Here is a 16,303-nt window from a genome sequence, read left to right as displayed (position 1 = left end):
GCTTGGGTCTCGCCAGCGGAGGCCGAGGTCAGGACGACGCTTGGAAGATTGCGTTCACAACCGTGTATCCGTGGACGAGGTACGGCGCGGACGTCCCCAAAGCCGGTACCTACCGGCGGTGCCGCGGTCCCACTCGAGCCGTCGCACGGCCACCGCGCCCGCCGCCCCCGTGAAGGCGAGCCCGGTCCAGGCCCAGGCCGACCCGAGGTCGAGCAGCCGGCCCACCGCGAAATTCCCCGTGGCGACGCCGATGCCGGCCACCGTGTTGTAGAAGCCGTAGTGGGTGGCCACCCGGTGCCCGCCCGACAGCGCCACGACGGTGTCCATCTCGAACGGGTACGCCAGCACCGTGCCCAGCGTGAGCAGCACCGTGCAGGCCAACGCGGCGGCCACGGGCACCGGTGCACCCGCGACCCCATACGGGATCAGCGGCACGAAGGCGAGCCCCATCAGGGCCAGCCCGCGGGCGATGGCCTGTGAGGCCGTCCATCGTCTGCGTGCCCAGTCGGTGACGTGCATCTGCCCGAGCAAGGCCACCAGCGCCGACACGACGAACAACGCGCTGACGGCGTCGTCGTCACCCAGCGCCAGCGGCAGTGCCAGGTAGATCTGGAACGACAGCACGTACGAGCCGACCATGGCCAGCGCGAACATCCGGAACGGCCGGTTCGCCGCGACATCCCGCCAGTCCGCCAGCACGCTGCCACGCTGCGGCTTCTCGTTGTGGCACGGCGGCAAGGCGGACAGCTGCAGCAGGGTGAGGGCCGCGAACACCCCGGCCGCCACCATGCAGACCAGCCGGAAGTCGACCGCGAGCAGGGCCACGCCGATCAGCGGGCCCAGCAGGATTCCCGCCTGGTAGAAGACATTGAACAGGGCGAACGCCTCCACCCTGCGCTCGCCCGCGCCGTGCGCGACGTACGCGCGCACCGCCGGGTTGAACAGCGCCCCGGCGAATCCGGTCAGCGCCGAGGCGACGAGCAGGGCGGGCAGCGTGTCCACGAACCCCAGCAGACCGAAGCCCACCGTCCGCAGCAGGCAGCCGGCGATGATGACGGGCCGGTAGCCGAGACGGTCGGCGAGTGTCCCGCCCAGCAGGAACAGGCCCTGCTGGCTGAGGCTGCGCATGCCGAGCACCAGCCCCACGGCCCAGGCCGCCATGAACAACCTGTCGGACAGGTGCCCGGCGAGGTAGGGCATCAGCATGTAGAAACCGACGTTGATGGCGAACTGGTTCACCATGAGCAACTGGACGCTGCGGTCGAAGGAACGGAAGCGGCGCCACATCAGCGCATCACCATCCGGGTCCACCGGGTCACCTCGGCCTCGCCGGAGTCCTTGATCTCGTCGGGTTCGTCGGCCGGTGGGCGGTCGAGAAGGTCGTGCTCGGCGCAGTAGGCGTCGTCGAACACGGTCGTGTAGTAGCGGGCCGGGCCATCGGGAAAGACCGCGGCGATGCGGGTGCCGGACGGCCGGGTCCTGGCGTACCAGGAGGCCACGACGGTGACGGCCCCCACGCTCCACCCGCCGGTCGCGTAGTGCGTCCGGGCGAGCGTGCGGCTGGCCCACACCGCCTCCTGCGGGGCCACCCAGTGCACCTCGTCGAAGGCATCGTGGGCGACATTGCGCGGATGGATGCTGCTGCCCAGCCCGCGCATCAGGCGGGGCCGCGCCGGCTGTCCGAAGATGGTTGAGCCGACCGAGTCCACTCCGACCAGGCGCAACGCGGGGTGACGAAGGCGCAGGCGCCTGGCGATCCCCGCCGAATGCCCGCCGGTGCCCACGCTGCACACCAGCACGTCGACCCGGCCGAGTCGGGCGGCGAGTTCGTCGGCCAGGCCTGCGTAGGCCTCGACGTTGTCCGGGTTGTTGTACTGGTCAGGGCAGTAGGAGCCGGGGTGGCCGGTCATCAGCTGGGCCACGCGGTCCAGGCGCGCTTGCTGCCAGCCGCCGCATGGGTGGGCCTGCATGACGGTCTCCACGTGCACTCCGTAGGAGACGAGCAGGTTTTCGATGATCGCTTCCATGCCGGGGTCGGACACGACGGTGACCGGATGGCCGTACACGATGCCGGCCAGCGCCAGCCCGAGCCCGAACGTCCCGGAGCTGGACTCGACGATCATCGCGCGGGGAGCCAGTTCCCTGCGCGCCTTGGCCTGCTTGACGATGTGCAGGGCGGCCCGGTCTTTCAGCCCGCCGGGGTTGGCGCCTTCGAGCTTGGCCCAAAAACCCCGACCGCCGGAGGCGAACGGCTCCCCGATCCAGCAAAGAGGTGTGCGTCCCACCAGGTGTGTCGTGGTGAGTTCGGTGGTGGATGAAGACATGGTGAACACTCGTTTCGGCGCATGTCGCGCCAGGTCGCTGACTGTTGAGGACGGTGACGTACACGTCCGCATCAGCAGCGGCACACCTCGAGCGTCTGGGTGAGCGCGGCTCGTCCACGGTGGTTACGGGGCGGCGCCCGTCCCATCGGGACCGGGGCCAGATCCCGCTCGGCGTCCCGGGGCAGGATCACCACCGCCGGCCACTCGCCCTGTCCCATCTGAGCATCGCTCAGGTCGGATGCGACGAAGGGATGCGAGTGCGCCTGCTCACCATGGTCGTCGTGGTCATGCTCGTGTTGGCTGTGGCTCATGGCCGTGAGCGAATCTGACGCCACGTGATCGGCGACATGTGCCGCGTGGGACCACATATGCGCGATCGTGAGCAGTCCGAGCACGACCACGAACCACGCGTACTTGCGTGGCCGCGACGATGGTCTCAACAATCCGCACATGATTGACTACGTACAGTAACAAGCAAGATTTGTGCTTATGCACCCGCCCCCTTGCTCGTCACGCGCCCGCCGCTGGACGATGACCAGGTGAAGCCTTGGATGAAGATCGCTGCGTTGGTGCTGCTCTATGCGCTCGGCGCGGCAGTGCTCATCTGGGCGGCAAGTTATTTGGTGAACTACCTGTGATGAGGCATACCGGACGTCAGGTGATGGAGCGCCTCGATGAGGCCGGCCAGGCGTAGCTCGACCAGGTGCCGTTTCACCGGTGTACCTCCACAACCGGCTGCGCGGCTCCGTCCGGCGAGACCAATTAGTCCAGCTCTGCGGTGACCATGAGGAACGTGACGGCCCCCAGCAGAAGGGAGACGAGGATCAGCAGAATCATGCCTGCGATCACCAGTACGCGACGCGCCCTCGTAGGCCGCTTGGGCGTGTTGTCGTCGGCTGGCTGCGGCACCATGAGCCGACGCTAACACTGCACACGTAAACGATCGGTGCAGACAGTGACGGACATGCGCACAAAGTGCGCACCGATGCGTTGAGGGGAGCTGGGCGGCCGCCTATTCCTGCTGTCCCGAAGAGGATCACTCCTCTGAAGAGAACACAGGCAGATGGCGCCGTCGAATGAGCGTCACGGCACTCCGGAAGTGGCCGGCAGAGTCAGCGAAACCATGGACAGGCCGAGCCCGAACGAGAGCAGGACCAGACCGGGCAGGAACGGCCACAGATAGCCGTTCTCGTCGGAGACGGCGGCCAGCGACACCGCCCCACCATGGCCACGGCCAGCCCAGCCGTCCCGACGGCCCGGGTTCCGACGCGACCGAGTAGCTAGCGTGGGCGGTTGATGCCGGTTTCGTAGGCGAAGATCACGGCCTGTACGCGGTCACGGAGGCCGAGCTTCATCAGGATGCGCTTCACATGGCTCCTGATGGTCGATTCCTCGACGACCAGCGCGGCGGCGATCTCGCGGTTGGACAACCCCCTGGTGACCAGTTCGAGCGTTTCGCGCTCTCGTGGGGTCAGCGTGTCGAGCCGGGTCTGATCGGCGAGGTCGGGGACGGGCTGCCGGGAGAGGCGGTCGATCACGCGCCGGGTGACAGACGGGGACAGCAGCGAATCCCCCGCCGCGACGGTGTGCACCGCCGCGATCAGCTCTTCCGGCCGGGCCCGCTTGAGCAGGAATCCCGAGGCACCGGCGCGCAGGGCACCGAAGATGTAGTCGTCCTGCTCGAAGGTGGTGAGGATGAGGATCTTCACGTCCGGTGTCGTCCGGGAGAGCCGGCTGGTGGCGGCGATGCCATCCAGGTCGGGCATCCGCACGTCCATGAGGACGACGTCCGGCGCAAGCCGGATGGCTCTCTCGACGGCCTCGTGACCCGTGGCGGCCTGTCCGGCGATCTCGATGCCGGGGTCGGCGGTGAGCAGCTCGATCAGGCCGGCCCGCATCAGGTGATCGTCATCGGCGATGAGCACTCGGGTCATGGCTGGTGCCCTCCGTAGGGGAGCCGGGCACGGAGGCGGTAGGTGTTCTCCAGTCTGGTGGCGTCGAGGCTGCCGCCGGCCAGGGTGGCTCGCTCGCGCATGCCGATCACTCCGTGCCCGTTCGCCCGTGGCGGTGTTCCGCGCACCGGGTTCGTGACGGTGAGCGTGAAGTCCTCGCCGGTGAAGTCGAGTTCGATCCGGGCGTGCCCGGTGCCGTGGCGGGCGGCGTTGGCGAGCGCCTGCTGGAGGATGCGGTAGGCGGCCTGGTCGGCGGTGCCGCCGAGCGGCCGTACCGTACCTGCGAGGTCGAGTTCTACGTGTAGTCCCGCGGCGGAGTGGTGGGCGATCAGGGTGTCGAGCGAGGCCAGCCCGAGCGGTGCGGCCGGCTCCGGGTCGCCTTCGCGTAAGGAGCCGACGAGCTGGTCGATCTCCGCCACAGTCTGCCTGGCCAGTTCCTCGATCGCCTCCAGGGACCGCAATGCCCCGTCCTGGTGACGGCGCAGCCTGGCCGCGCCGGCGCGGACGGCGATCAGGCTGATCGCGTGGCCCGCCGAATCGTGCAGGTCCCGGGCGATCCGGGCGCGCTCCTCCGCGACGGCGAGCCGCCGCTCCCTCTCGGCCTCATTCACTGCGCGCAGGCGTTCGCGTTCGGCCGCGCGTTCGGCATCCACGGCTCGCTGCCGCAACTCGGTCACCTGCTCGCGCCGGAGCCGGGTCCGCTCCCCGGCGAACCACGCCGCCGCCCAGGGCAGAGCGGTGTGTACGAGCCCGACACCGGGGAAGGCCTCCTGCGCGTACGCGGCAGCGCCCAGGTACGCGATGAGCAGCCCAGCCGCCACGGCGGCATTGCGTACCGTCCACGGGACGTTGGCGGCGAGCAGGTAGAGGGCGGCGATGGGCCCGAGCACCAGATCGGCCGGATAGCCGAACCCCGCCAGCAGCACGCTGACCCCCGCCGCCACCGTGAAGACGGCCAGCGGAAAGCGCCGCCAGAGCACGAACGGCACCGCCGAACAGGCCACGAGCAGCACGCCGAGCGCGTCGAGCCCGCGGGCACCCGCACGGACCGGTGTGGGGCCGCCGTGTACGAGCAGCGCCAGCGAGACGACGAACACGGCAGCCGCGAGAGCGGTGTCGAGGAGCGCCCGCGAACGGGCTGTGGCCGGTGATGACATGGCACGGTCAGAGTAACGCCCGAGGTCCTTGGCGCGAGTCGCCCCGCAGGGGGATCCGCCTCCACGAAATGAGGACGTGAAAGACCCGCTCGCGGGGCGTTTCGGCGCGGGATGCGGCGTTCGTAACTTGGCCGTCAACAATGACGGCGCACGGAAGGGGCGCGCATATGGCCGGAACCGGTGAGGGCGTTCCCCGCTGGGTGAAGGTCGCGGCGATCGTCGCGGCCGTCGTGGTCCTGTTCGTCGTGGCGATGATGCTCGTCGGCGGAGGCGGGATGGGGCACCAGATTCCCAGCCACGGTGACAACGCGAGCAGCGCGCCGAGCACTGGAGGCTTTGAATGATCGAGATCAGTGATGTGGTGAAGAGCTATCCGCTGGGTGAGGGCGAGGTGGTCGCGGTCGACCATCTCAGCCTGACAGTCGAGGCGGGTGAGTTCGTCGCGATCGTGGGGCGTTCGGGGAGCGGCAAGACGACGCTGCTGAACCTGCTTGCCGGGATCGACCGGCCGACGTCCGGGATCGTGCGGGCGGCGGGGGCCGATCTCGGCGCATTGTCGGAGTCCGGGCTGGCCGAGTGGCGGGGCCGCAACGTCGGGCTGGTCTTCCAGTTCTTCCAGCTCCTGCCCACGTTGACCGTGGCGGAGAACGTCATGCTGCCGATGGACTTCGCCGCCAAGATCCCGGCCGTCCGGCGCCGTGACCGCGCTCTTGAGTTGCTGGCGCGGGTGGGCATCGCCGACCAGGCCGGCAAACTGCCTGCCATGCTGTCGGGCGGCCAGCAGCAACGCGCGGCCATCGCCCGCGCCCTGGCCAACGACCCGCCGCTGCTGCTGGCCGACGAACCCACGGGCAACCTCGACTCCCACACCGCCGACGCCGTGCTGGAGGTGTTCGCCGACCTGAACACCGAGGGGCGCACCATCGTCGTGGTCACCCACGAACGTGACATCCGCTCCATCGTCGGGCGCGAGATCGTCCTGGCCGACGGCCGCATCATCACCGACGACGACGTGGTGACCACATGAACGGCCTCATGGCGGTCAAGCTCCGCAGGGACCTGCGAATCTCCTGGTCCAGGTTCGTCCTCATGGTGATCGCGATCGCCGTCAGCCTGACCGTGTTCGGCGGGCTGCTGGCGGCCTGGACCTCGATCGGCAGGGAGACCAGCGGCGCGTACATGAGCACCGAGCCCGCCTCGGCCACCATCGTGCTCGACCGGGGCCTCGATCCGGCGAGCATGGCGGCGCTGGCCGCCGAGGCTCGCAAGAGGCCGGGCGTGTCGGAGGCGACAGGGCGCACGCAGTTCGACGCCGCGGTCGCGGTCAACGGGCAGCAGCGGGCCGTACCGCTCCAGGTGTTCGTGGCGGCGCCGGACGACCCGATGCGGATGGCCCAATTCGACCTGCGGCAGGAAGGAACCTGGCCCCCGCCGCCCGGCGAGATCCTGATCGGCGGCGACTCGCTGGGCCTGCTCGGCGTGGCGCCCGGTGACGGCCTCACCGTCACGCCTCCGGGCGCGCCGCCGCTGCGGCTGCGCGTCTCCGGCACCGTGTACGACCCCAGCCTGGCCCCGTCACCCCAGGAACAGCGTGGTCACGCCTACCTGTCCGCCGCCTCGCTCCAACCGGCCGTGCTCGACCAGCTCAAGATCCAGGTCGCCGAGCCGGGGCAGCGCATCCCCAGCAGGGACCGCGACACCGTGGTGAAGGTCGCGGGCGAGGTCGGCGCCTGGCTACAGCGGGACAAGGGCCTGGCGATCGCCGAGATCCAGGTGCCTGCCCCGTACGCCCACCCCCACCAATGGCAGGCCGACGTGCTGCTGCTGTCACTCATGGCCGGCGGCGCGGCGGCGCTGCTGCTCAGCACGATCCTCGTCGCGAACATGCTCAACAACCTGTTCACGCAGCAGATCCCGCAGATCGGCATCATGAAGGCCGTAGGCGCGAACTCGGGTCGCATCGCGCGTCTCTACCTCGCGATGGTCCTCCTGGTGTCCGCCGCGGCGACCCTGCTCGCCCTCGTCCCCGCCACCTTGATCGGCCGCTACCTGCTCGGGAGGTTACTGGGGACTCTCGGCATCCAGGCCACGAACGTCGCCGCGCCCTGGTGGGCGTACGCGGTGATCGTCGCCGTCGGGCTCGGCCTGCCGCCGCTGATGGCGCTGCGCCCGCTGGTCAGGGCCAGCCGCATCACAGTGCGCGCGGCCATCGACCACCACGGCGGCAGTTCGAAACCGAGTGGCGCCATCGCCCGCCTGAGCCGCCTGCACGGCCTCGACCGCGGGCTGCTCATGGCGCTGCGCAACACCGTCCGGCGGCCTGCCCGGTTCTGGCTCTCCGTTGGCATGCTGGCCAGCGCCGGCGCGGTGTTCGTCGCCAGCATGTCGCTCAACTCCGGCACCCAGGCCGTCGAGGAACAGCGCCGGCAGCAGCGCTACTGGGACGTCGACGCGCAACTTGACGCCCCCGCCCGAGCCGCCGCGGTTGCCGAGGCGGTGCGCACGGTGCCGGGCGTCGAGCGGGTCGAGGCGTGGAAGCGAGCGAAGATCGGCATCGCCGGGCCCGATGCGCTGCCCTTCACCCGCACCTACCCCGACCAGGGACACGGCAGCGTGTCCGTCAACACCGTGCCCGAAGGCCCGTTGCCCGCGCCGCCCACCATGCTGCAAGGCCGCTGGCTGCAGCCGGGAGAGACCGGCGCGGTCGTGCTCAGCCAGATCGTCCGCGACAACACCGTCCCCGGACTGGGAGCAGGGGACACCGTGCGACTGTTCATCGACGGCAAGCCCAGCACCTGGCGCATCGCCGGCATCGTCGAAGAACGGGAGGGCGGCGGCGGTGACGCGTACACCACCGCCGCGGGCCTCGCCGCCGCCAGCGGGCAGCCACCGCTCGTCAACCAGGTCCGCGTCATGACCACGGCCCACGACGAGCAGACCCGCCAGAGCGTGGCCGCCGCCGTCGAGCGGGCGCTCACCGGCGCGGGGATGGACGTGGGCGTCGCCGCTTCGGTCAGCCGCACCAACGCCGCCTCCGCCGGGCACATGGGGCCTGTGCTGCTGGTCCTGCTGGGCGTGGCCCTGCCGCTGGGCGTGGTCGGCGCCATCGGGCTGGCCTCGACGATGAGCGCCAACATCCTCGACCGCACCCGCGAGTTCGGCGTCATGCACGCGATCGGCGCCCGCCCCAAGACCGTGCGCCGGATCGTCGTCGCGGAAGGAGTCCTCCTCGCCCTGGCCGGATGCGTGGTCGCGATCCTCCCCGCGCTCGGGCTCACCGCCGTCCTCGGCGTCGGGCTGGGCAACCTGTTCACCAAGGCGCCGCTGCCGTTCCGCGTCTCGCTGCCCGCGGTCGGCATCTGGGTCGTCCTGTCCGTTCTGGGCGCGATGCTCGCCACCGAGGCCGCCGCCTCCCGCGCCTCGCGCATCACCGTCCGAGAAGCACTCACCTACCTGTGAGACGGCTGGACCGGGACGGCTCGAACGCGAGCCGTCCCGGCCGCGCACTATGTGGCCTGGTCCGCGGGCGCGCCCCTTACGCCTGGCCTGGTACCAGATGCCTCCCGGCCAGAACGGCGACCACCGCCCACAGCCGGCCTGGGATGCCCTGGCCGCTCTGCTACCCAGCCGCCGCAGAGGCGAAGACGACAGGAGCGGGCTGCAAGGCCGGCGCAGTCGTCGCGGGCACAGTTGCCCAGCTGCGTGCCGCCCGCAGCCAGATCGCCCTCATCCGCGCCGACGACGGCACCACCGCAGGCATCGTCAGCCCGGACGGCCATGTCTCCGGGCCGAACCGGCCTTACCTCGGAGACCTGCCGTCAGGAAGCCGGCGTCAGGCTTTCTGGCGAGTGGGACGCCTTCGGCCGGCCACGAAGACGGCCACGCCGGCGACGAGCACGAGCGCACCCACTACGAGCAAGACGGTCGGCATCGCTGCGCCGCCATCGCTGGTGGAAGAGGCGGCGGCCGGGGTGGCCGAAACCGGGTCCGCCGACGACGGCAGCGGCGTGGCCATGCTCTGTTCCGGCGAAGCGCTGGCGCCGGCCGTGTTCTCCGCAGTCGGCGTCGCCTCGGGTGCGGGGACCTTGAGCGTGAAGTGGAGTTCCTCGGCCACGGGATGGCCGTCGGCCGAGATCACCCGGAACGCGATCGCGTAGCGCCCGTCGGCCAGATCGGGCTTCAGCTCCTGCGTCACGGTGTCGCCCTTGACCTGGGGCTTGCCGTCGGCCACCTTGGCGCCGCCGGGACCGGTGACGACCACGGTGGTGTATCTGGCGTTGATGTCCTCGGTAAACACCAACTCGATGCTGGAGATGAGCTCCTTGACGGTCGAGCCGTCCTTGGGATCGCTGGACTTGAGCCCGGCATGTGCGAAGGCCGGAGCCCCCAGTGCTCCGACGGCTGCGAGAACGATCGCCACAAGGGCGAGAAGACGGCTGATCTGATGAGTCACGGTGAACCTCTTCAACGGGAGCATGGGTCAGGTTGATCGATGCCTGAAGGCGCGCAGCTCAGCCGCTGGCCGGCAGCATGCCGAAGCCGACCGGGCGCGACAGCATCCGGTCGCAGGTAGCGGGCACCCGCTGTGACAGGGGTGAGAAGAGAACGCGAAACGGCCGCGCTACTGCTGAGGGTCAGACGGCGTGCGCGCGGGTGGCGTGGGGAGGGCCGCGCCTGCACAGCTCGTGCGCGAGCAGCGCCGAGCGCAGGACCGCAGGCTCCCGGAAGGGCGCGCGGGCCGGCTCGTGGGCGATCGGGTCGGCGGAGAGTACCTGAACGATGCGCAGTCGTACGGCCAGCCGGCGCAGTAGCGACCACAACAGCGTCTCACCGTGAGACATCCAGAGCGCGGTCAGCGCGATCGCCCAGCCATGCATGATGAGCATGCCGAGACTGGGCACGAGCCCGATGTGCGGGTGCTCCGCGTGTCCCGCCGCTTCCGCTATGACGTCCGTGGCCGAGAACAGTAGGTGCAGCGCCGCCTGCGTGGCCGCCAACGTGACCACGATCACGGGGAGGGAACGCTCACGACCCGCAAGGAGAAACGCCGGCACGAAGCACACGGCGATGGCCGTCACCGCAGACTCGAACGGCACCACGCCACCGGCGAACACATGAGCCAGACCACCCAGGGTGAACGCCACCACCGCGAACACCGCTGCGCGCGCGGCGCGCAGCGGTGTCGCGGCGGAGGTGACGGCTGGCATGTCGGCATCATCGCACAGCAGTACTTCGCCAATCCGCGCCTTCACCCGGACCGGGGCGAAGGGCCCGCACCATTCCAGCCGGGACGCGCGAGCCTCCCGAGAAGTCCTTGTCAGACAGGCAGAATCGGAGGGTACGACGGGGAGAGCGTGGTGAGCACCGGCCAGGAGCGTTCGGCCTGCAGACGAACCCGGCCGCTCTGGCCAGCCCGTTCTTGTGCCCGGAGTTCATCATCGGGGTCGGACGGCACTGCAGCCAGGCACGCGTGGCAGTCGCCGAGGACGGCGGCCGGATCGTCGGCTGCTTCCCGTTCGAACGGCATGGTCTCGGCGTCGGCAAACCGATCGGAACGGGGCTCACCGACGCCCAAGGCGCCATCCTGGCCCCTGAGGTCGGGCTCGACGCGCCGTCCCTGCTCAGAGCAGGCGATCTGGACGTCTGGGAGTTCGGCCATCTCGTGTCCGACCAGTTCACCGCCCACCACGCCAGCCGCCATCCATCCCGATCATCGACCTGCGCCACGGGCTGGACGCCTACATCGAGACGGTCAAGAAGAACTCTGGCAAGACCTACAAGAGCACCGCGTACAAGCAGCGCAAGCTTGGGCGTGACGTCGGTGAGGTGCGGCGCGACCACGCCGCCCTGCGAACGCTGCTGACGTGGAAGAGCGACCAGTACCGCCGTAAGGGCCGCACCGACCGCTTCGCCCAGCCGTGGATCACCCGGCTCGTCGACGACCTGCTGTAGATCGACACCCCGGCTTTCGCGGGAGTGCTCGACATCGTCTACGTCGGCGACCGGCCCGTCGCCGCCCATTTCGGCCTGCGCAGCGACACCGTCCTGGCGGGCTGGTTCCCGGCCTACGACACCGATTTCGCCCGCTATCCAGCACTTCGCCATGATCGGTGCGGCCTCAGATCGCGGGATCCGCAACATCGACATGGGCCGAGGCAACAAGGAGTACAAGGACAAGCTCAAGAACGGCGAACTGGAAGTGGCCGAGGGCCGGCTGGCCCGCCCAACGGCGGCAGCCGCAATGCACTGGCTGATCCGGACCCCCGTCAGAGGCACCCGGAACACCGTGCTCCGCCATCCCCAACTCCTGCGCCCGGCTGATCGCCTGCTGAAAATGTGCGGCGCGCTTCGGGCGGCTTCACGCGGACCAGAAGCTGAGGATGGTGGGCATTGAGCTGCGAAAGGCGCTGAGAATAGCTCTGACCTGCACATTCGTGGCATGCGCTCCTGCATATCAGTGGCACCTGATTCGTTGTCGCGTGCGCACATGACTACATATACTGCCCACGCAGTCCAATTCGGGCAAGGAGGGTCGGATATGTCGGATCAGCATGGTCACGGGCATGGCCATGGCCACGGTCACGACCGTGGGATCAAGCGAGCATTAAGCGGGATCAAGCACCTGCTCACTCCGCACAGCCACGACAGCGCGGACAAGACCGACGCGGCGCTGGAATCCAGTAGTCGCGGCATGCGGGTGCTGGCTCTCTCCTTCGCCGCGCTCATGGTCACCGCCGTGGCACAGGCGATCATCTTCGCCTATTCCGGCTCGGTGGCGCTGCTGGGCGACACCTTGCACAACTTCGCCGATGCGCTCACCGCGGTCCCGCTGGCGATCGCTTTCTGGGTCGGCAGACGCGTGGCCACCCGCCGCTTCACCTACGGCTATGGCCGGGCAGAGGATCTGGCGGGCATCGTCATCGTGCTGCTCATCGCGGCGTCGGCGGGGCTGGCGGGCTACGAGGCGGTCAAACGGCTCATCGACCCGCAGAACGTGGAGGCGCTCGGCTGGGTGGCCGGCGCGGGCTTCGTCGGCTTCCTGGGCAACGAACTTGTGGCCCGCTATCGGATCAAGGTCGGCCGTGAGATCGGCTCGGCCGCCCTCGTGGCCGACGGCCTGCACGCGCGTACCGACGGCTTCACCTCGCTCGCCGTACTCTTCGGCGCGGGCGGCGCCGCCCTCGGCTTCCCCATCGCCGACCCGATCGTGGGCCTGCTGATCACCGTGGCCATCTGCTTCGTGCTGCGCGACGCCGCCCGGGAGATCTACCACCGGCTGATGGACGCCGTCGACCCCGCCCTGGTCGAGCGGGCGGAGCAGGCCCTGGCCGAGGTGCCGGGCATCAAGCGGGTGGGTTCGGTACGGCTGCGCTGGATCGGTCACTCGATGCGCGCCGAAGTGGACATCCAGGTCGATCATGAGCTGTCGCTGGTTGAGGCGCACGCCCTGGCCGTGGAGGCCGAGCACCGGCTGATTCATGACCTGCCACGGCTGAGGGCCGCCACCGTCCACGCCGATCCCGACGGTCCCGACGGGGCCGATCACCACGCCCCCCTGCTGACGCATCGCTGATCCGGACGACAGGATCCACCGTCACAGCAACTGCTGCGGCTTGTCCTCCTGTACGGCGACCGCGCCGGGCAATTTCAGCACCTCGGCCGCCTTGCCGCCCGGGAGCCGGAGCGCGACGCCGCCGTAGACCGTCCTGATCCGCTGGCCGACCACCGCCCCGGGAACCTTCTTGGCCTGGTCGCTCTTGGTGAGCTTGCCTGTCGGGGACTTGGCGCCGTCGACGATCTCGCTGGGGGTGATGGGGGTCGCCGTCCACTGCGTATTGGGCGGGGCAGGTGTGGGGGTCGCGAGTGCCGCTGCCGGGCTCATGACCGCGACGACGCTCAGGCCGATGGCGACCGAGCCGAGCCGCAGGGCCGATGGCCCCGTGCGAGTGCCACGACTGAGACCCGATCGTGTATGCGCCCTGGACCGGCCGGGTGGACGAGCCACGCGCGATCATTGCTGGATTCCGGTTCTGGGCCGGGTAGCAGGTGCCGGTCGGCGGATGGTTGCTCTGGCGTGGTCCGCCGTGGGGAGTCGGCCCGGTGGGCGGGCGAGGGCCGCGCCAACCGGCAGAACCAGGTGGGCCGGATGGCCCCGGTGGACGGCGCGGTGGCAGAGCCCTGCCCTGCGTCTCCCGAGCCCCCCGGATACCGGCGGTGGCTCGGCCGCGTGTGCCGCGGCCCAGGTGCAGGGCGTTGAGCACGGGTGCGGTGAGTTTGTAGGCCAGGGCGTACTTGATGATCCGTGTGATCGTCGAGCCGCGCCCCGCCGTCTGGGCGAAGATCCGGCGCGAGATCCAGCGGGGGATGCGCACCAGGATGATCAGCAGGCATAGGGCGAGGACCAGGTTGATGAGCTGGCCGGATGGTACGAGGCCGAGCAGGAGGCGGCCGTCCTGGTTGAAGAAGATCCGTACCGTCATGACCAGCGTCAGTGACTGAGCCACCTGAGCGATCAGCAGCCCGGTGAAGGCGCGCCACCAGAAGCGGGCCAGTCCGTCGGTGTGGGCAGTGCCAGGCAGGCCAGCGCCAGCGGCGCGGCCACGACCAGCAGCAATACCAGGGCGGTACGCATGATGAAGGTGATCAGCAGCAGGATCAGCAGGATGACCGCGACCAGCGCGAGCAGGATGTAGAAGCTCTCGTCCTGTGCTGGTGGCAGGATCATGGATCGCAGCGTCGTCAACGCGCGCCGGCCGTCGAAGTTCTGCCCGAGTAGCGCCTCTGACAAGGCGTTGGCAAGTTCGATGATCTTGCCGCACATGATGAAGCTGGCGTTGGCGGCCAGGGCGGCGGCCAAGAGGCGGGGCAGCACCTCCTTGACCGCGTATCGGGTCTGGACCGTCTCATGCCCCATCGCCGTGATCGCCCCGATGGTGGCCAGCAGGACGAACCCGCTGTTGGCGATCACAGCGCTCGCCTTCGGCCGTCGAGGCGCGACCGAGGTGCTGTGGGCGGCCCGGACGGTCGGAGGTAGCCGATGACCGTATTGGGACAGCCATACTGGAACGACGGACAGGCCGATATCTACCAGGAGGACGCCCGCAAGGTGCTGACCGGGATGCCTACAGGTTTGGTGGACTGCATCGTCACCAGCCCGGTATCGGGAGGCATGGCATGAAGTCGATGACCTTTCGCGATCTGCAGGACCTGCCACCCACGATCGACCTGATGACCGCTGCCCGTGCTCTCGGAATCGGCCGATCCAAGGCGTACCAACTGGCCCGTGACGGCGAGTTCCCCGTTCGGATCATCCGCATCGGCGATCTCTATCGGGTCTGCACCGCTGACCTCATGAAGGTCCTGGGGGCGGACGCGGATGGGCGAGTGAGCTGAACGTCGAGGTCGCGTCCATGCCTGCCGGCGCGGGCGCGACCTCTACGGACATCTTGAGCACGCTTCGGCCCATGCCCATGAGCCGGCGGAGCTTGCCTTCTCATCTGTGGATCAGGGCGGCGATATCGTGCCGATCGGCTGCGCGTTCTAAACGCCCTACGCCCGGGGGCGCGACGTGTTCTCCGCCTGATCAAACTCGTCTTCCCAGGCGGGACCCTTGACATCTATCGAGGCGCACGACGAAAGATCGCTAGGGTGTGGTACCCGCTTCGCATGGCGATGCCGGATACCTTCTGGAGGTTTAGTGGGCGATCGCCCTTCCTTATCGCGCGGCGACGTGACGCTGCCGCCGCATCCGCCCGTATCGGCACCTGACGCGCCTGGACGGCGACGACGCTGGGGGCTGGTTACAGCGGCTGCGGTTGTGCTCGTCGCAGCGGGTTTCTTCGTGCTCACATGGCTGCCGGATTCGGCTCCATCCTTCCGGCAAATAGGCAAGCCGATCGTGGGCGACGTCAAGTGGGCGGGAGATGCGGTCCTTACGGAACTGGACGGCCGAACCGTCGCCGTGGTGGCGCATGGCAATCAGGCGCAGGTGTGGGATCTGGCTGCTGGAAAGAGACACAGCACGTCGATCGTCGGGGATGACATCGGGCTGATCTCCGTACTGGCGGCCGGGCAGCTGAACGGCAGGCCGATCGTCGTCAGCAATGCTGACGGCGCTCTCGTGCGGATGTGGGATCTTCCCACGGGCGAACCGCTCGGCAACTTCGTCGGAGTGGGCTATTCGATCGCCCTTGGGCAGCTGAACGGCAAGACGATCGCGGTCTCCGGAGATCGGCTTGGCCGGATCGGGGTGTGGGACGTGGCTGCGGAACGACTGCCGGGTACCCTGCTCGTCGGCCATCGGAGGAGCGTCTACTCGGTGGTGCTGGGGCAACTGGACGGTAAGCCGATTGCGGTGTCCAGCGGCGACGACGGCACCGTTCGGGTATGGGACTTGGCCGCGGGCAAGCAACTGGGCGCCCCGCTCGTCGGCCACATCGGCGCGGTCCGCTCGGTGGCTGTCGGGCAGCTCGACGGTAGGACGATCGCGGTGTCGGGAGGCGACGACAGGACGGTGCGGGTATGGGATCTCGCTGCCGGCAAGCAGCTGGGCGCCCCGCTCTGCGGCCACACCGACGTAATCCTCTCGGTGGCTGTCGGGCAGCTCGGTGGTGAAACGATCGCGGTGTCAGGAGGTGACGACAGGACGGTGCGGGTGTGGGATCTGGCCGCGGGCAAGCAGCTGGGTGGTTCGCTCACTGGCCACACCGGCGAAATCCGCTCGGTGGCTGTCGGGCGACTAGGTGGTGAAACGATCGCGATTTCCGCAGGCGGCAATGACGGCACCGTGCGGCTCTGGGGACTGGGGCCCGCGACGGTGCCGTGACAAGCAAGGACCTGTCGGCTGCTGTCCCACCCGAGGCGCCCCTTC

Annotated in this window: 21 protein-coding genes and 1 pseudogene; 10 read left to right on the top strand and 12 right to left on the bottom strand. The window is 69.2% G+C overall.

What is annotated here, in order from left to right; genetic code table 11:
• Nucleotides 1-54: 54 nt before the first annotated feature.
• The 3 genes from ITP53_RS17460 to ITP53_RS17450 form a co-directional block, all read right to left on the bottom strand.
• Complete coding sequence (locus tag ITP53_RS17460; protein WP_328814824.1) at nt 55-1,311, bottom strand: MDR family MFS transporter; 1,257 nt, start codon at nt 1,309-1,311, stop codon at nt 55-57.
• On the bottom strand, nt 1,287-2,324 hold the full coding sequence (locus tag ITP53_RS17455) for a PLP-dependent cysteine synthase family protein (RefSeq protein ID WP_195896453.1): 1,038 nt from the start codon (nt 2,322-2,324) through the stop codon (nt 1,287-1,289). Before ITP53_RS17455 ends, ITP53_RS17460 begins: the two co-directional genes overlap by 25 nt.
• 71 nt (nt 2,325-2,395) lie before the next feature.
• Nucleotides 2,396-2,635: a hypothetical protein gene (locus ITP53_RS17450; RefSeq protein ID WP_195896452.1), complete on the bottom strand. Its 240-nt coding sequence runs from the start codon at nt 2,633-2,635 to the stop codon at nt 2,396-2,398.
• Nucleotides 2,636-2,827: 192 nt separating this feature from the next.
• Between ITP53_RS17450 and ITP53_RS59290 the strand changes: the two genes are divergently transcribed.
• Nucleotides 2,828-2,962, top strand: coding sequence for a hypothetical protein (locus ITP53_RS59290; RefSeq protein ID WP_268961061.1), 135 nt, complete (start codon nt 2,828-2,830; stop codon nt 2,960-2,962).
• Between the two features lie 124 nt (nt 2,963-3,086).
• On the opposite strand, the gene ITP53_RS17445 is transcribed toward ITP53_RS59290, so the two are convergent.
• The 4 genes from ITP53_RS17445 to ITP53_RS17435 form a co-directional block, all read right to left on the bottom strand.
• Nucleotides 3,087-3,236 carry a hypothetical protein gene (locus tag ITP53_RS17445; RefSeq protein WP_195896451.1) on the bottom strand — a complete coding sequence of 50 codons (150 nt, stop codon included), beginning with the start codon at nt 3,234-3,236 and terminating at the stop codon, nt 3,087-3,089.
• A 171-nt stretch (nt 3,237-3,407) separates the two neighbouring features.
• Nucleotides 3,408-3,539, bottom strand: a complete 132-nt coding sequence (locus ITP53_RS59285) for a hypothetical protein (RefSeq protein ID WP_268961060.1) — start codon at nt 3,537-3,539, stop codon at nt 3,408-3,410.
• Between the two features lie 65 nt (nt 3,540-3,604).
• Nucleotides 3,605-4,258 carry a response regulator gene (locus ITP53_RS17440; protein ID WP_195896450.1) on the bottom strand — a complete coding sequence of 218 codons (654 nt, stop codon included), beginning with the start codon at nt 4,256-4,258 and terminating at the stop codon, nt 3,605-3,607.
• On the bottom strand, nt 4,255-5,433 hold the full coding sequence (locus ITP53_RS17435) for a sensor histidine kinase (RefSeq protein WP_195896449.1): 1,179 nt from the start codon (nt 5,431-5,433) through the stop codon (nt 4,255-4,257). The genes ITP53_RS17440 and ITP53_RS17435 overlap by 4 nt, the downstream gene beginning before the upstream one ends.
• Before the next feature lie 167 nt (nt 5,434-5,600).
• Between ITP53_RS17435 and ITP53_RS17430 the strand changes: the two genes are divergently transcribed.
• The 3 genes from ITP53_RS17430 to ITP53_RS17420 are packed head-to-tail and all read left to right on the top strand — an operon-like array spanning nt 5,601 to nt 8,892.
• Entirely contained in the window at nt 5,601-5,777 is a 177-nt protein-coding gene (locus tag ITP53_RS17430; protein ID WP_195896448.1) for a hypothetical protein, read from the top strand.
• Nucleotides 5,774-6,460, top strand: coding sequence for an ABC transporter ATP-binding protein (locus ITP53_RS17425; RefSeq protein ID WP_195896447.1), 687 nt, complete (start codon nt 5,774-5,776; stop codon nt 6,458-6,460). Before ITP53_RS17430 ends, ITP53_RS17425 begins: the two co-directional genes overlap by 4 nt.
• Nucleotides 6,457-8,892 (top strand): ABC transporter permease, encoded by a 2,436-nt coding sequence (locus ITP53_RS17420; RefSeq protein WP_195896446.1) that lies wholly within the window; start codon nt 6,457-6,459, stop codon nt 8,890-8,892. Before ITP53_RS17425 ends, ITP53_RS17420 begins: the two co-directional genes overlap by 4 nt.
• A gap of 373 nt (nt 8,893-9,265) precedes the next feature.
• Here the strand turns inward: ITP53_RS17420 and ITP53_RS17415 are convergent, their stop codons facing one another.
• The 3 genes from ITP53_RS17415 to ITP53_RS17405 form a co-directional block, all read right to left on the bottom strand.
• Nucleotides 9,266-9,886: a copper resistance CopC family protein gene (locus ITP53_RS17415; protein ID WP_195896445.1), complete on the bottom strand. Its 621-nt coding sequence runs from the start codon at nt 9,884-9,886 to the stop codon at nt 9,266-9,268.
• A gap of 181 nt (nt 9,887-10,067) precedes the next feature.
• Entirely contained in the window at nt 10,068-10,640 is a 573-nt protein-coding gene (locus ITP53_RS17410) for an MFS transporter (RefSeq protein WP_195896444.1), read from the bottom strand.
• 110 nt (nt 10,641-10,750) lie between these two features.
• Nucleotides 10,751-11,134 carry a hypothetical protein gene (locus tag ITP53_RS17405; protein ID WP_195896443.1) on the bottom strand — a complete coding sequence of 128 codons (384 nt, stop codon included), beginning with the start codon at nt 11,132-11,134 and terminating at the stop codon, nt 10,751-10,753.
• Between the two features lie 125 nt (nt 11,135-11,259).
• Between ITP53_RS17405 and ITP53_RS17400 the strand changes: the two are divergent.
• From ITP53_RS17400 to ITP53_RS17390, 3 genes and pseudogenes are all read left to right on the top strand, one after another.
• Nucleotides 11,260-11,463: pseudogene (locus ITP53_RS17400) on the top strand (GNAT family N-acetyltransferase); the annotation flags it as partial.
• 73 nt (nt 11,464-11,536) lie between these two features.
• Nucleotides 11,537-11,827: a hypothetical protein gene (locus ITP53_RS57555; protein WP_236050902.1), complete on the top strand. Its 291-nt coding sequence runs from the start codon at nt 11,537-11,539 to the stop codon at nt 11,825-11,827.
• Nucleotides 11,828-11,971: 144 nt separating this feature from the next.
• Nucleotides 11,972-13,006: a cation diffusion facilitator family transporter gene (locus tag ITP53_RS17390; protein WP_195896441.1), complete on the top strand. Its 1,035-nt coding sequence runs from the start codon at nt 11,972-11,974 to the stop codon at nt 13,004-13,006.
• 21 nt (nt 13,007-13,027) lie between these two features.
• Here the strand turns inward: ITP53_RS17390 and ITP53_RS17385 are convergent, their stop codons facing one another.
• Nucleotides 13,028-13,315 (bottom strand): hypothetical protein, encoded by a 288-nt coding sequence (locus tag ITP53_RS17385; RefSeq protein ID WP_195896440.1) that lies wholly within the window; start codon nt 13,313-13,315, stop codon nt 13,028-13,030.
• Nucleotides 13,316-13,945: 630 nt separating this feature from the next.
• A complete protein-coding gene (locus tag ITP53_RS17380) occupies nt 13,946-14,401 on the bottom strand; it encodes a hypothetical protein (protein WP_195896439.1) in 456 nt (151 codons plus the stop codon).
• A 69-nt stretch (nt 14,402-14,470) separates the two neighbouring features.
• On the opposite strand from ITP53_RS17380, the gene ITP53_RS17375 reads away from it, so the two are divergent.
• The 3 genes from ITP53_RS17375 to ITP53_RS17365 all read left to right on the top strand — a co-directional run bounded on the left by ITP53_RS17375 (nt 14,471) and on the right by ITP53_RS17365 (nt 16,258).
• Nucleotides 14,471-14,611, top strand: coding sequence for a hypothetical protein (locus ITP53_RS17375; RefSeq protein ID WP_195896438.1), 141 nt, complete (start codon nt 14,471-14,473; stop codon nt 14,609-14,611).
• Nucleotides 14,612-14,616: 5 nt separating this feature from the next.
• Nucleotides 14,617-14,826 (top strand): helix-turn-helix domain-containing protein, encoded by a 210-nt coding sequence (locus ITP53_RS17370; protein ID WP_236050901.1) that lies wholly within the window; start codon nt 14,617-14,619, stop codon nt 14,824-14,826.
• A 424-nt stretch (nt 14,827-15,250) separates the two neighbouring features.
• Complete coding sequence (locus ITP53_RS17365) at nt 15,251-16,258, top strand: WD40 repeat domain-containing protein (RefSeq protein WP_195896436.1); 1,008 nt, start codon at nt 15,251-15,253, stop codon at nt 16,256-16,258.
• Nucleotides 16,259-16,303 lie beyond the last annotated feature (45 nt).

Origin of the sequence: Nonomuraea cypriaca (assembly GCF_015645445.1) — a bacterium.
GTDB classification, from domain to species: Bacteria; Actinomycetota; Actinomycetes; order Streptosporangiales; family Streptosporangiaceae; genus Nonomuraea; species Nonomuraea cypriaca.
This window is presented reverse-complemented; position numbering and strand designations above follow the sequence as displayed.